The organism is Mycobacterium parascrofulaceum ATCC BAA-614 (assembly GCF_000164135.1).
In the GTDB taxonomy this organism is placed as follows: Bacteria; Actinomycetota; Actinomycetes; order Mycobacteriales; family Mycobacteriaceae; genus Mycobacterium; species Mycobacterium parascrofulaceum.
Map to the genome: position 1 here is coordinate 439,706 of NZ_GG770558.1, position 11,667 is coordinate 451,372.

10 protein-coding genes and 2 pseudogenes are annotated in these 11,667 nt (G+C 69.9%); 8 read left to right on the plus strand and 4 right to left on the minus strand.

The features are described from left to right. Window positions 1–410 (plus strand): annotated as a pseudogene (locus tag HMPREF0591_RS25475) (class I SAM-dependent RNA methyltransferase); the annotation flags it as partial. On the opposite strand, the gene HMPREF0591_RS25480 reads toward HMPREF0591_RS25475, so the two are convergent. Beyond that, on the minus strand, window positions 407–874 hold the full coding sequence (locus HMPREF0591_RS25480; protein ID WP_007171603.1) for a GbsR/MarR family transcriptional regulator: 468 nt from the start codon (window positions 872–874) through the stop codon (window positions 407–409). The pseudogene HMPREF0591_RS25475 and the gene HMPREF0591_RS25480 overlap by 4 nt on opposite strands. A gap of 105 nt (window positions 875–979) precedes the next feature. Between HMPREF0591_RS25480 and HMPREF0591_RS25485 the strand changes: the two genes are divergently transcribed. From HMPREF0591_RS25485 to dxs, 5 genes are all read left to right on the plus strand, one after another. Then, the gene (locus HMPREF0591_RS25485; protein ID WP_040623892.1) at window positions 980–1,885 is read left to right on the plus strand and encodes an ABC transporter ATP-binding protein; all 906 of its coding nucleotides are present in this window, start codon (window positions 980–982) and stop codon (window positions 1,883–1,885) included. After that, a complete protein-coding gene (locus HMPREF0591_RS25490) occupies window positions 1,882–2,592 on the plus strand; it encodes a fluoroquinolone export ABC transporter permease subunit (protein ID WP_007171605.1) in 711 nt (236 codons plus the stop codon). The genes HMPREF0591_RS25485 and HMPREF0591_RS25490 overlap by 4 nt, the downstream gene beginning before the upstream one ends. Further along, window positions 2,592–3,329, plus strand: a complete 738-nt coding sequence (locus HMPREF0591_RS25495; RefSeq protein ID WP_007171606.1) for a hypothetical protein — start codon at window positions 2,592–2,594, stop codon at window positions 3,327–3,329. Before HMPREF0591_RS25490 ends, HMPREF0591_RS25495 begins: the two co-directional genes overlap by 1 nt. Window positions 3,330–3,580: 251 nt before the next feature. Then, the gene (locus tag HMPREF0591_RS25500) at window positions 3,581–5,044 is read left to right on the plus strand and encodes a cation:proton antiporter domain-containing protein (protein ID WP_007171608.1); all 1,464 of its coding nucleotides are present in this window, start codon (window positions 3,581–3,583) and stop codon (window positions 5,042–5,044) included. Window positions 5,045–5,102: 58 nt separating this feature from the next. Beyond that, window positions 5,103–7,028: a 1-deoxy-D-xylulose-5-phosphate synthase gene (gene dxs, locus HMPREF0591_RS25505; protein WP_007171609.1), complete on the plus strand. Its 1,926-nt coding sequence runs from the start codon at window positions 5,103–5,105 to the stop codon at window positions 7,026–7,028. A 121-nt stretch (window positions 7,029–7,149) separates the two neighbouring features. On the opposite strand, the gene HMPREF0591_RS25510 is transcribed toward dxs, so the two are convergent. The 3 genes from HMPREF0591_RS25510 to HMPREF0591_RS25520 form a co-directional block, all read right to left on the minus strand. Beyond that, window positions 7,150–8,442, minus strand: coding sequence for an HRDC domain-containing protein (locus HMPREF0591_RS25510; protein WP_007171610.1), 1,293 nt, complete (start codon window positions 8,440–8,442; stop codon window positions 7,150–7,152). A 1-nt stretch (window position 8,443) separates the two neighbouring features. Beyond that, complete coding sequence (locus HMPREF0591_RS25515; protein WP_040623894.1) at window positions 8,444–9,025, minus strand: DUF3000 domain-containing protein; 582 nt, start codon at window positions 9,023–9,025, stop codon at window positions 8,444–8,446. A 151-nt stretch (window positions 9,026–9,176) separates the two neighbouring features. Then, window positions 9,177–9,998, minus strand: coding sequence for an enoyl-CoA hydratase/isomerase family protein (locus tag HMPREF0591_RS25520; RefSeq protein WP_040623895.1), 822 nt, complete (start codon window positions 9,996–9,998; stop codon window positions 9,177–9,179). A 58-nt stretch (window positions 9,999–10,056) separates the two neighbouring features. On the opposite strand from HMPREF0591_RS25520, the gene hemE reads away from it, so the two are divergent. Both hemE and HMPREF0591_RS25530 read left to right on the plus strand, forming a co-directional pair. Continuing rightward, on the plus strand, window positions 10,057–11,118 hold the full coding sequence (gene hemE / locus HMPREF0591_RS25525; protein WP_007171613.1) for a uroporphyrinogen decarboxylase: 1,062 nt from the start codon (window positions 10,057–10,059) through the stop codon (window positions 11,116–11,118). After that, window positions 11,115–11,667 (plus strand): annotated as a pseudogene (locus HMPREF0591_RS25530) (NAD(P)-binding protein); the annotation flags it as partial. The gene hemE and the pseudogene HMPREF0591_RS25530, both read left to right, overlap by 4 nt.

Sequence of the window (11,667 nt, forward strand, 5' to 3'; positions counted from 1 at the left end):
GCGGCGCGGGCGTCTTCGCCGCGGCGCTGGGCGCCGCGGTCGGCGAGTCGGGGCGGGTGCTGACCGTCGACACCTCGCGCGCCGCCACGCGCTCGGCACGCGCCGCGCTCGACGACCTGCCCCAGGTGCAGGTCGTCACCGACTCCGTGCGGCGGGCGCTGGGCGCGCAGCGGTCGGGCGCCGATGTGGCCGTGCTGGATCCGCCGCGGACGGGCGCCGGACGCGACGTCATCGACCTGCTGGCCGCCGCCGGCGTTCCGCGGGTGGTGCACATCGGTTGCGAGGCGGCGTCTTTCGCGCGCGACATCGGGCTCTACCGCGGCCACGGCTATGCCGTCGAGAAGATCAAGGTGTTCGACGCGTTCCCGCTGACTCACCACACCGAATGCGTCGCGCTGCTGACCCGCTAATCCGCTGATCGCTGCCAGCGCTCCAGCAGGGCCGGGATCTCGTCGAGCATGAAGGCGTAGAAATCCCGCATCCGCGTGAGCCGTTGCCGGGCGGGGCTGTCGGGTTCGGTCGCCGCGATTCCGGCCTCGGCGGCGGCCTGCATGGCGCCTATCACGACGTTCTGATTGGTGAAAAGCGTCGCCCACGCGTCGTCGCGCAGCCGGTAGTGATCGCGCCTGCTGCCCGGGGCGGGCACCCGTTCGGCGAGGCCCACAGAGCTGAGCATTTTGATCGCTCCGGAGATCGCGCCCGAGCTGGCATGCAGCCGCTCGGCCAGTTCGCCCATCGTCATGCTGGGCTGCTCGGTGAACAGCAGGGTGGCGAGCACCCGGGCGGTCATGCGTTGCAGTCCGTGGTTGGCGAGCACAAGTGCGAGCTGTTCGGCAGCGTCGCGACGGCCTGCGTTCCCGTTATCCGTAGCCATCCTCGGAGACTATCGTAGGATTTGTAGATTCGGACTATTCAGTCATTTCTGAAATCTTGTTAGGCTGGGGCGGCCGCCCGATCGGAGACGGCTCACCGCGAAGGGATTGCGAGATCCGTGCCAATACCTGAGCCGCCGGGCGCCGGGGGCGACGTGATCGAGGTTTGCGGGGCCACCTTCACCTACCCGGGCGCTGCGGAGCCGGCGCTGCGTGGTCTGGACTTTTTCGTGCGCCGCGGCGAGATCTTCGGTTTTCTCGGTCCCAGCGGCGCAGGGAAGTCGACAACGCAGCGGCTCTTGATCGGCCTACTCCGTGGACATGGCGGCCGGATTGCGGTGTGGGGCCGCGACCCCCGGGATTGGGGACCCGATTACTACGAACGCATCGGCGTGTCCTTCGAGTTGCCCAACCACTACCAGAAGCTCACCGGCTTGGAGAACCTGCGATTCTTCGCGTCGCTCTACAGCGGCGCGACGGCGGACCCGATGCGCCTGCTGGCCGCTGTCGGGCTGGCTGACGACGCGCATACCCGCGTGGGCAAGTACTCCAAGGGCATGCAGATGCGGCTCACGTTCGCCAGGGCGCTGATCAACGATCCCGAGCTGCTGTTCCTCGACGAGCCCACGTCGGGCCTCGACCCGGTGAACGCCCGCGCAGTCAAGGAGATGATCGCCAGCCTAAAGGCGCAGGGGCGCACCATATTTCTGACGACCCACGACATGGCGGTCGCCGACGAGCTGTGCGACCGGATCGCGTTTGTCGTCGACGGAACGATCGCCGCGATGGACCGCCCCGCCGAACTGAAGATCGCCCGCAGCAGGCGCCTCGTCCGGGTCGAATATCGGGTAACTGGCGGTGACCTGCACGCCGCGGAGTTCGCCATGGACGGTCTTGTCGACGACCCGGCATTCCACGCGGTGCTGCGTGAACATCACGTCGAGACGATCCATAGCAGGGAAGCCAGCCTCGACGACGTCTTCGTCGAGATCACCGGGAGGCGGTTGGCATGACCCGGCTGGTGTGGATGATGCGACTCGAGCTGACCCTCCAAGTGCGGCAACGCTTTCTACATGCCGCTGTCTTTTCGGGACTGATCTGGCTGGCGGTGCTCTTGCCCATGTCGGCTGGCTTGCGCCCGGTCGTCGAGCCGTACGTCTTGGCGGGCGACACCACCATCATCGGGTTCTTCTTCATCGCAGGAACGGTGTTCTTCGAAAGGCAGGAACGCACACTGAGCGCCATCATCTCCACTCCGCTGCGGTTCACCGAATACCTGACCGCCACGCTCGCGGTGTTGCTCTCGGTCTCGGTCTGCGTCGCGGCGGTGGTCATCTCGATCGCCCACGGCGGTGCGTACCATCCGGTCCCCATGCTCCTGGGGGTGGCGCTTGGAACGCTGGTCATGCTGCTGGTGGGATTCACCACATCGCTTCCGTTCGCCTCGATCAGTGATTGGTTCATCACCGCCACGATCCCCCTGGCTGTGATGAACCTGCCGGTCCTTTATCTGTCCGGCGTCTGGCCGAATCCGGTGCTGTACCTGTTGCCTACGCAGGGGCCGCTGCTTTTGTTGGGATGCGCCTTCAATCAGATACGCCTGACGGCGTGGCAAGCCGGCTACGCCGTCGCGTATCCGGCGCTTTCCATCGCCGCGTTGTGCTGGGCGGCGAAGGCCTTGTTCGCCCGGTACGTCGTCGCGAAGCCGGGCGGGGTGTGATGGGGACGGTACGCGCACTGGTTGCACTCGGGCGCAACGACATTCGGGGTACCTATCGCGATCCATTGCTGGTCATGGTCGTCGTCGCACCCGTCATCTGGACCAGTGCCGTGGCGGTGCTGACGCCACGCGTGACCGCCATGCTGGCGCACCGCAACGGGTTTGACCTGGTTGGGTACTACCCGCTGATCCTGACCGCATTCCTTCTGCTGACCAGCATCATCATTGTCGGCGCGCTGGCCGCGTTTCTGGTGCTCGACGAGGTCGACGCCGGCACTCTGACCGCGCTGCGGGTCACGCCGGTGTCGATGTCGACCTTTTTCGCGTATCGGGCGGCCACGGTTCTCGGGGTGACCGCGGTCTACGTCATCGCGACCATGTCGTTCAGTGGGTTGCTCAGATCTGGGCTCCTGCCGGATCTTATTCCGATCGGGCTGCTGGCGGGGCTGTCGGCGGTGGTGACGCTGCTGCTGATCGTTGACATGGCCGGCAACAAGATTCAGGGCTTGGCCGTGGTGCGCGCCCTGGGCATGCTCATCGCCGGCTTGCCGTGCGTGCCGTGGTTCATCCACTCCAACTGGAACGTCGCGTTCGGTGTGTTGCCGCCGTACTGGGCCGCCAAGGCCTTCTGGGTGGCCGACGGCAACGGCGCCTGGTGGCCGTACCTGATCGGCGGTGTTGTCTACAACCTGGCGATCGCGTGGGCGCTGTTCAGCCGTTTCCGCGCGAAATACTAGGCCTGCGGCCATCGCGATGTCGCGCAGCCACAGGCAGCCGGCGGCGAGCACGAACGAGACCGCGGTGACCACGATGCCTTTGCAGGTGATGCCTGCCGTGAGCGGCTAGACTCCGTCGCGGTGTGCCGGGAAGTCTGGTCGGCGATGTGCTCGATGTCCCTGTCGACCGACCGAAAGGCTTGGGTGCCTTCCACCGAAGAGCGGGCCGCGACCGTGGAGTCGGTCGTCAGCCGCCTGGAATTGCGGCCGTCGTGAACGAGACCGTCAGTTACGCGCTGATGGTCTTGTTCACCAGCGCCGTCGGTTTGATCGCGGTGCTGGCGAATCGGCTGACCGAGCGGATCAAAATTCCGGTGCCCCTGCTCGTGCTGATCGGGGCGGCGGTCGCGGTGCGCGCCGTGCCCGCGGTGCAGCCGCCATCCGAGCGGATCGTGGAGCGGGTCATCACCATCGCGCTGGTGCTGGTGTTGTTCGACGGCGGCATGCACATCGGGCCCGCCCGTTTCCGCAGGGCGGTCGCCCCCATCCTGTCGCTCGGCGTCCTGGGCACCGAGCTGACCGCCACCGGCGCCGCGCTGATGCTGCACTACGCATGCGGGATCAGCTGGTTCCCCGCGGTGCTCGTCGCGACCGCGGTGGCTCCCACCGACCCGGCGGTGGTCTTCTCGGTCCTGGGCAAACGCGAGATCAGGGGCCGCAGCAGCACCATCCTGGAGGGCGAGTCCGGCGCCAACGATCCGGTCGGCATCTCGCTGATGTCCAGCCTGGTCGCCGCCGGCGCCCTCAGCGCGGCCGGGTTTGCCAGCGTGGGAACCCAATTCGCGTTGCAGATGGCGATCGGCCTGGCCGTCGGGGTGATCGGTGGCCGCGCACTGCTCGTCTTCATGCGCCGCGTGGCACTGCCGAGCGAGGGCCTCTACCCGCTGCGAACCCTGGCGTCGTGCCTGATGCTGTACGGCATCGCCGCGTTGGCGCACGGCTCGGGATTTCTGGCGGTGTTCGTCGCCGGCATCGTGATCGGCGACGCCCGCGCGCCCTACAAGCCGGAGATCAAGCGGTTCCACGCCGCCCTGGCCGGCCTCGCCGAAATCGTCGCGTTCGTCGTGCTGGGCCTGACCGTCGACCTCAACGTGCTCATCCATCCCGACGTGTGGGTTCCCGGGCTCGCCCTCGCGGTGGCCCTGACGGCGCTGATTCGCCCGCTGGCGGTGGGCGCCTGCCTGCTGGGTGTGCAGCTGAAGCGAAACGAACGCGTCTTCATATTGTTCGCCGGCCTCAAAGGGGCGGTGCCGATCCTGCTCGGCGAGTTGCTGCGCGCCGCGCACGTCCCCAACGCCGAACGCCTCTACGGCATCGTGGTCGTCGTCGTGATCTTCTCGGTGCTGGTGCAGGGCAGCGCGGTGCCCGGCGTGGCGAGCCTGCTGCAGCTGCCGATGCGCACCGTGGAGACCCGGCCGTGGGAGATCGGTGTCCGGCTCGCGGACGAACCGGAGGGGGTTCATCGCTTCAGCGTCGCGAAGGGGGCCGCCATCGAGGGTTGCACGGTCGAGGGGCTCGGTGACCGGGTCGGTGACATCTGGGTCAGCATCATCGTCCGCACCACCGGCGTGGTGCCGGTGCGGGGCGACACCCAGCTGCAAGCCGGCGACGAGGTCGTCGTCCTGGCGGATCCCGAACTGCGGGACACCCTGGCCGAACTCTTCGGCCCGCCATAGGCCGGCCGCCTCCAGTCGCGTTCTGCTGTGCCCGGCGGTCGCTGCGTAGACTATCGGGATGCTGGAACAGATCCGCGGGCCCGCTGATCTGCAACACCTGTCCGGGCAGCAGCTGCGCGAACTGGCCGCCGAGATTCGCCAGTTCCTGATCCACAAGGTCGCAGCCACGGGTGGGCACCTCGGGCCCAACCTCGGTGTGGTCGAACTGACGCTCGCGCTGCATCGGGTGTTCGACTCACCCCACGACCCGATCGTCTTCGACACCGGCCATCAGGCCTACGTCCACAAGATGCTGACCGGACGCGCCCAGGACTTCGAGAGCCTGCGGAAGAAGGGCGGGCTGTCGGGCTATCCGTCGCGCGCCGAGAGCGAACACGACTGGGTGGAGTCCAGCCACGCCAGTGCGGCGCTGTCGTACGCCGACGGCCTCGCCAAGGCCTTCGAGCTGACCGGTCACCGCAACCGGCACGTCGTCGCCGTGGTCGGCGACGGCGCCCTCACCGGCGGCATGTGCTGGGAGGCGCTGAACAACATCGCCGCGTCGCAGCGCCCGGTGATCATCGTGGTGAACGACAACGGCCGCAGCTACGCGCCCACGATCGGCGGCGTCGCCGACCATCTGGCCACCCTGCGCCTGCAGCCGGCCTACGAGCAGGCCCTGGAGCGGGGCCGCGACGCGGTGCGCTCGCTGCCGTTCTTCGGCAACCTCGCCTACCGGTTCATGCACAGCGTGAAGGCCGGCATCAAGGATTCGCTGTCGCCGCAGCTGCTGTTCACCGACCTCGGGCTGAAGTACGTGGGCCCGGTCGACGGCCACGACGAACGCGCGGTGGAGATGGCGCTGCGCCACGCGCGCGGCTTCGGCCGGCCGGTGATCGTGCACGTCGTCACCCGCAAGGGCATGGGTTTCGGGCCGGCCGAGGACGACGAGGCCGAGCAGATGCATTCGTGCGGCGTCATCGACCCGGTCACCGGGCAGGCCACCAAGGTCGCCGGGCCCGGCTGGACCGCCACCTTCTCCGACGCGCTCATCGGTTACGCAACGAAGCGCCGCGACGTCGTGGCGATCACCGCGGCGATGCCCGGCCCGACCGGGCTGAGCGCGTTCGGGCAACGATTCCCCGACCGCCTGTTCGACGTCGGCATCGCCGAGCAGCACGCGATGACGTCGGCTGCCGGCCTGGCGATGGGCGGCATGCACCCGGTGGTGGCCATCTATTCGACGTTCCTCAACCGGGCCTTCGACCAGATCATGATGGACGTCGCGCTGCACAAGCTGCCCGTCACCATGGTGCTCGACCGCGCCGGGATCACCGGTTCGGACGGCGCCAGCCACAACGGCATGTGGGACATGTCGATGCTGGGCATCGTGCCCGGCATGCGGGTGGCCGCGCCCCGCGACGCCACCCGGCTGCGCGAGGAGCTCGGCGAGGCCCTGGACGTCAACGACGGCCCGACGGCGCTTCGGTTCCCCAAAGGCGATGTGGGCGAAGACATTCCGGCCATCGAGCGGCGCGGCACCGGCATCTCGGCGATCGACGTGCTGGCCGTGCCGGCCGCCGGGCTGAACCACGACGTGCTGTTGGTGGGCGTCGGCGCGTTCGTCCCGATGGCGCTGGAGGTCGCCAAGCGGCTGCACAACCAGGGGATCGGCGTGACGGTGATCGACCCGCGCTGGGTGCTGCCGGTGTCCGACGGGATCGTCGAGCTCGCGGCGCAGCACAAGCTCGTCGTGACGTGCGAGGACAACGGGGTCAACGGTGGCATCGGGTCGGCGGTGTCCGCGGCCCTGCGGCGCGCGGAGATCGACGTCCCGTGCCGCGACGTCGGCCTGCCGCAGCGGTTCTACGAGCACGCCTCGCGGAGCGAGCTGCTGGCCGACCTGGGGCTGACGGATCAGGACGTGGCCCGCCGCATCACCGGCTGGGTCGCCGCGCTGGGCAGTGCCGTCACCGAAGCGGAGATCCGCGAGCACCTCGACTAGGCACCGGCGTCAATGCATTCAGGGCTTTGAGTGTGCGCCCAGGGCGGGATTTCGGCGATGTGTCCGCCCAGCTTTCACACCCGATGCCCACGATTCACGCTGAACGCTCGAACACCCCGAACTAGCCGCCGGCGTCGTCGTCGGGCGGCTGCAGCGCCCGCGCCAGCACCGGGTCCACCAACTCCCGCTGCCACGGCCGCGCCTGCCCGGCGCGCAGAAACGTCTCGACCGCCTCGAAAGGGTCGGGCGCGCCCTCCCAGTCCCAGCACAGCCGCCGCACCAGGTCGGGCGACACCAGGTTCTCGGTGGGGACGTTGACCCGCTCCGACACCTCCGACAGCGCCGCCCGGGCCGCCTCCAGCCGCGCGGCGGCCTCGGGTTTGCGCCTGCTCCACCGCGCCGGCGGCGGGGGCCCGTTCGGCGGTTCGGCGTCGGCCGGCGGATTCTTGGTCTGCCGGGCGGCTTCCAGCGCCCCCAGCCAGGTCGCGGCGCTGCGGCGCTGGTTGCGCCCACCGAACACCGGCAGCGCGGTGAGGTCCTCGATCGTCTTCGGGTCGGTGAGGGCGGCCTCGATGATCGCGGAGTCCGGCAGGATGCGCCGCGGCGCGATGTCGCGGCGCTGGGCGATGCGGTCGCGGGTCAACCACAGTTCGCGCACCGCGGCCAGCCCACGCTGGTCGCGCACCCGGTGGATCCCCGACGTGCGCCGCCACCGGTCCGGTCGCGCCGCCGCGCTGGGATCCCGGGAACCCACCTGTCGCAGATAGTCGAATTCCTCTGCGGCCCAACCGGTTTTGCCCTGCTGGGCCAACACGTCGGCGATCGCGCCGCGCAGCTCGATGAGCAGTTCCACGTCGAGTGCCGCGTAGTTGAGCCATTCCTCGGGCAGCGGACGCTTGGACCAATCGGCCGCCCCGTGGCCCTTGGCCAACCCCGAACCCAGCAGCCGCTCCACCATGGTCGCCAGGTTGACCCGTTCGAACCCGGCCAGCCGCCCGGCCAGCTCGGTGTCGTACAGCGCCGGGGGCTGCAGGCCGACCTCCGCCAGGCAGGGCAGGTCCTGATCGGCGGAATGCAGAATCCATTCGTCCTCGTCGAGCACCTCGGCCACGGGCCGGAGCGCCTCGAGCGGGTCGGCGCCGTGGCTGACCGGGTCGATGAGCACGGTGCCGGCCCCGGCCCGCCGGATCTGAATCAGGTAGGCCCGGTTGGAGTAGCGGAAACCCGACGCCCGCTCGGCGTCCACGGCGAACGGGCCGCGGCCACGCCCCAACAGCTCAGCGGCCGCCTCGATCTCGCCCACGGTCACCGAAAGGTCCGGGATTCCCTCGGCCGGGCGCAGCAGCGGGGTGGGCTGGGGTTCGGCGCTGTCGGGCGCGGTGCCGCCGGGCCCGTGGGCCTCCGGTTCGCCCATGTCAGGCGCGTGACCGCGAACTCAGATCCGTGACGCCCGTCGGCGGCAGGCCCGCCGCGTGTTCCAGTACCTCACAGAAGGCCTCGACATGGACGCCGACTTGCGGCGTGGTCGCGGTCCACGACGCCCGCAGCTCCAGCTGGTGGGCTCGCGGCGGCCCGGAGATGTCGCCGTACCGCACCGACGTCGTGGCGGTGACGGTGCCGCCGAGGGCGGTGACCTGCTCCATCCGGGATTCCAGCGCGTCGACCAGCCAGCTCCACGCCACCTCCGGCAGCAGGGGGTCGACGGCCTCGGTGGGGTCCAGATCGGCCTGGATGTAGGCGACCAGGCGGATGGTGCCGTCCCACGCGTCGGCGCCCTCCGGGTCGTAGAGCAGGATCAGGCGGCCGAAGGCGTCGCCGTCGGACCGCTCGGGGACGATTTCACGGTCGGGATGCTTCACCTCGGCCCCCAGCGCGTAGCTGTGGGGCGCCAGGCGCTGGGGCGGGCGGATGGGGCCCAGCTCGATCTCCGGCCGCACGGTGACGGCGTTCATCGACGCTACCGCCTCGCGGAATGGCTCCGGTTCAGCTGAGGTCACTTGGCGCCGCTCCTGTTCATCCCGGCCGTCCTGCGTTGGCGCGGCACGAGTCACAGGGTCCGACGGTAGACCTATCGGCCGACACGCGGAATCAGGCGCGCCGACCGCTACCAAGCCGTTACCAGACCTCATCGAGGGGTATCGACCCTGCTCAGGGGGCGTTTCCGCCGGTAAAGCGGGCCGGCCGCTTCTCGCGGTGCGCGGCCAGGCCTTCCTGCACGTCGGGGCCGCTGAAGCTGAGGAACTCCAGGCCGAGCGAGGTGTCGAAGGCGGGCGCGAACATGCGGTACCAGTAGTTGAGGCTGTGCTTGGTCCAGCGGATGGCGTTCTGCGCGCCGCGGGCCAGATCCTCGGCGATCCGTGTGGCCGTGGCCAGCACGTCGTCGTCGTCGACGCAGGTGGACACCAGGCCGATGCGCTCGGCTTCCTCGCCCAGCAGCGTCTCGCAGGTGAGCAGGTAGTACTTGGCCTTGGCCATCCCGACCAGCAGCGGCCAGCAGATCGCGGCGTGGTCGCCCGCGGCCACGCCCAGCTTGGTGTGCCCGTCGATCAGCTTTGCGGTGCGGCCCGCCACCGAGACGTCGGCGAGCAGGGCCACCACCAGGCCCGCGCCGACGGCGGGTCCCCGGATCGCCGAGACGACGGGCTTGTCGAAGTTGACCATGTTGAGCACCAGGTCGCGGGCTTCCCGCATGATGCGGATCCGGCCTTCGTAGTCCCCGATCGTCTCGGCGATCAGGTCGAAGCTGCCGCCGGAGGAGAAGGCCTTGCCTTCGCCGCGGACCAGCACCACGCGCACGTCGGGATCGCGGGCGATGGCCGGCCAGATGTCGGCGAGGTCGCGATGCATCTGCGGCCCGACCGAATTGAGGCCGGGGGCGTCGAGCACCAGCGTCAGGATGCCGTCGTCGCCGACTTCGCAGCGCAGGCTGGGGAACTCGTCGTAATTCACGGGGGGCTGGCTGACTGGCACGGTCGTTGATAGTACGCAGCGAGGGGACGGGCCCGCCGTCGTGGCAGCATTGAGGACAATGAGTACTCGCCGCGACCTCCCCGCGTCGCCGTATCTGGCCGCCGTCACCGGTCGCAAACCGGCGCGGATCCCGGTGTGGTTCATGCGGCAGGCGGGCCGTTCGCTGCCCGAGTACCGGGCGCTGCGGGCCCAGAGCGACATGCTGGCGGCCTGCTTCGACGCCGAGCTGGTCTGCGAGATCACCCTGCAGCCGGTGCGCCGGCACGGCGTCGACGCGGCGATCTTGTTCTCCGACATCGTGGTGCCGCTGCTGGGCGCGGGCATCGACCTGGACATCGTCGCCGGAGTCGGGCCGGTGATCGCGTCGCCGGTGCGCACCGCTGCCGACGTCGACGCGATGAAACCCCTTGACCGGCAACGTATTCAGCCGGTCTCCGACGCGGTCACGCTGCTGGTGGCGGCGCTGGGCGAGGTCCCGCTGATCGGGTTCGCGGGCGCGCCGTTCACGCTGGCGTCCTATTTGATCGAGGGCGGCCCGAGCCGCCACCACGCCCGCACCAAGGCGATGATGCTGGCCGACCCGGGCAGCTGGCACGCGCTGATGGAAAAGCTCACCGACATCACCGTCGGCTTCCTGCGGGCGCAGCTGGAGGCCGGGGTGGACGCCATCCAGGTCTTCGACTCCTGGGCGGGCGCGCTGTCGCTCGCCGACTACCGCGCCTATGTGCAGCCGCACAGCGCCCGGGTGTTCGGGGCGCTGGCCGAGCACGGGGTGCCGATGACGCACTTCGGGGTGGGCACCGCGGAACTGCTGGGCGCCATGTCGGCGGCCTTGCAACCAGCCACGGCGACGGTGGTGGGGGTGGACTGGCGCACGTCCCTGGCCGACGCGGCGACGCGGGTCGCGCCGGGCACGGCGCTGCAGGGCAACCTCGATCCGGTGGTGCTGATGGCGGGCTGGCCGGCCGTGGAACGCGCCGCCCGGGCCGTGGTCGACGACGGGCGCCGGGCGGTCGACGCGGGCGCGGGCGGTCACGTGTTCAACCTGGGCCACGGCGTGCTGCCGGACACCGAGCCCGGCGTGCTGACCGACCTGGTGTCACTGGTCCACTCCCTATGACCGCCCCCTCGTATTGCGTTGTCGGGGGTGGGATTTCGGGGCTGACGGCGGCCTACCGGCTGCGGGCGGCGGTGGGCGACCGCGCCGCCATCACGTTGTTCGATCCGGGTGACCGGCTCGGCGGCATCCTGCGCACCGAACGGGTCGGCGGCCAGACCATGGACCTGGGCGCCGAGGCGTTCATCCTGCGCCGGCCCGAGATGCCGGCGCTGCTGGTCGAGCTGGGCCTGGCGGGGCGCCAACTGGTGTCCACCGGCGCGCGGCCGTTGATCTACAGCGGGGGGACGGTGCACCCGCTGCCCGCCGGCACGGTGGTCGGGATCCCGTCGTCGGCCGCCGCGGTGGCGGGATTGGTCGACGAGGCGACCGTCGCGCGCATCGAGGCCGAACCCGGCCGCCCCTTGCGCTGGCGGCCCGGCGGCGACCCCGCGACGGCCGAATTGGTGGGGGAGCGGTTCGGCGAGCAGGTCGTCGCGCGGTCGGTGGATCCGCTGTTGAGCGGCGTGTATGCGGGGTCGGCGGCCACGATCGGCCTGCGCGCCGCCGCCC

Coding starts and splice junctions, on each gene's coding strand:
- HMPREF0591_RS25480 (WP_007171603.1), bottom strand. CDS start 874: ATGGCTACGGATAACGGGAACGCAGGCCGTCGCGACGCTGCCGAACAG.
- HMPREF0591_RS25490 (WP_007171605.1), top strand. CDS start 1,882: ATGACCCGGCTGGTGTGGATGATGCGACTCGAGCTGACCCTCCAAGTG.
- HMPREF0591_RS25495 (WP_007171606.1), top strand. CDS start 2,592: ATGGGGACGGTACGCGCACTGGTTGCACTCGGGCGCAACGACATTCGG.
- dxs (WP_007171609.1), top strand. CDS start 5,103: ATGCTGGAACAGATCCGCGGGCCCGCTGATCTGCAACACCTGTCCGGG.
- HMPREF0591_RS25510 (WP_007171610.1), bottom strand. CDS start 8,442: ATGGGCGAACCGGAGGCCCACGGGCCCGGCGGCACCGCGCCCGACAGC.
- hemE (WP_007171613.1), top strand. CDS start 10,057: ATGAGTACTCGCCGCGACCTCCCCGCGTCGCCGTATCTGGCCGCCGTC.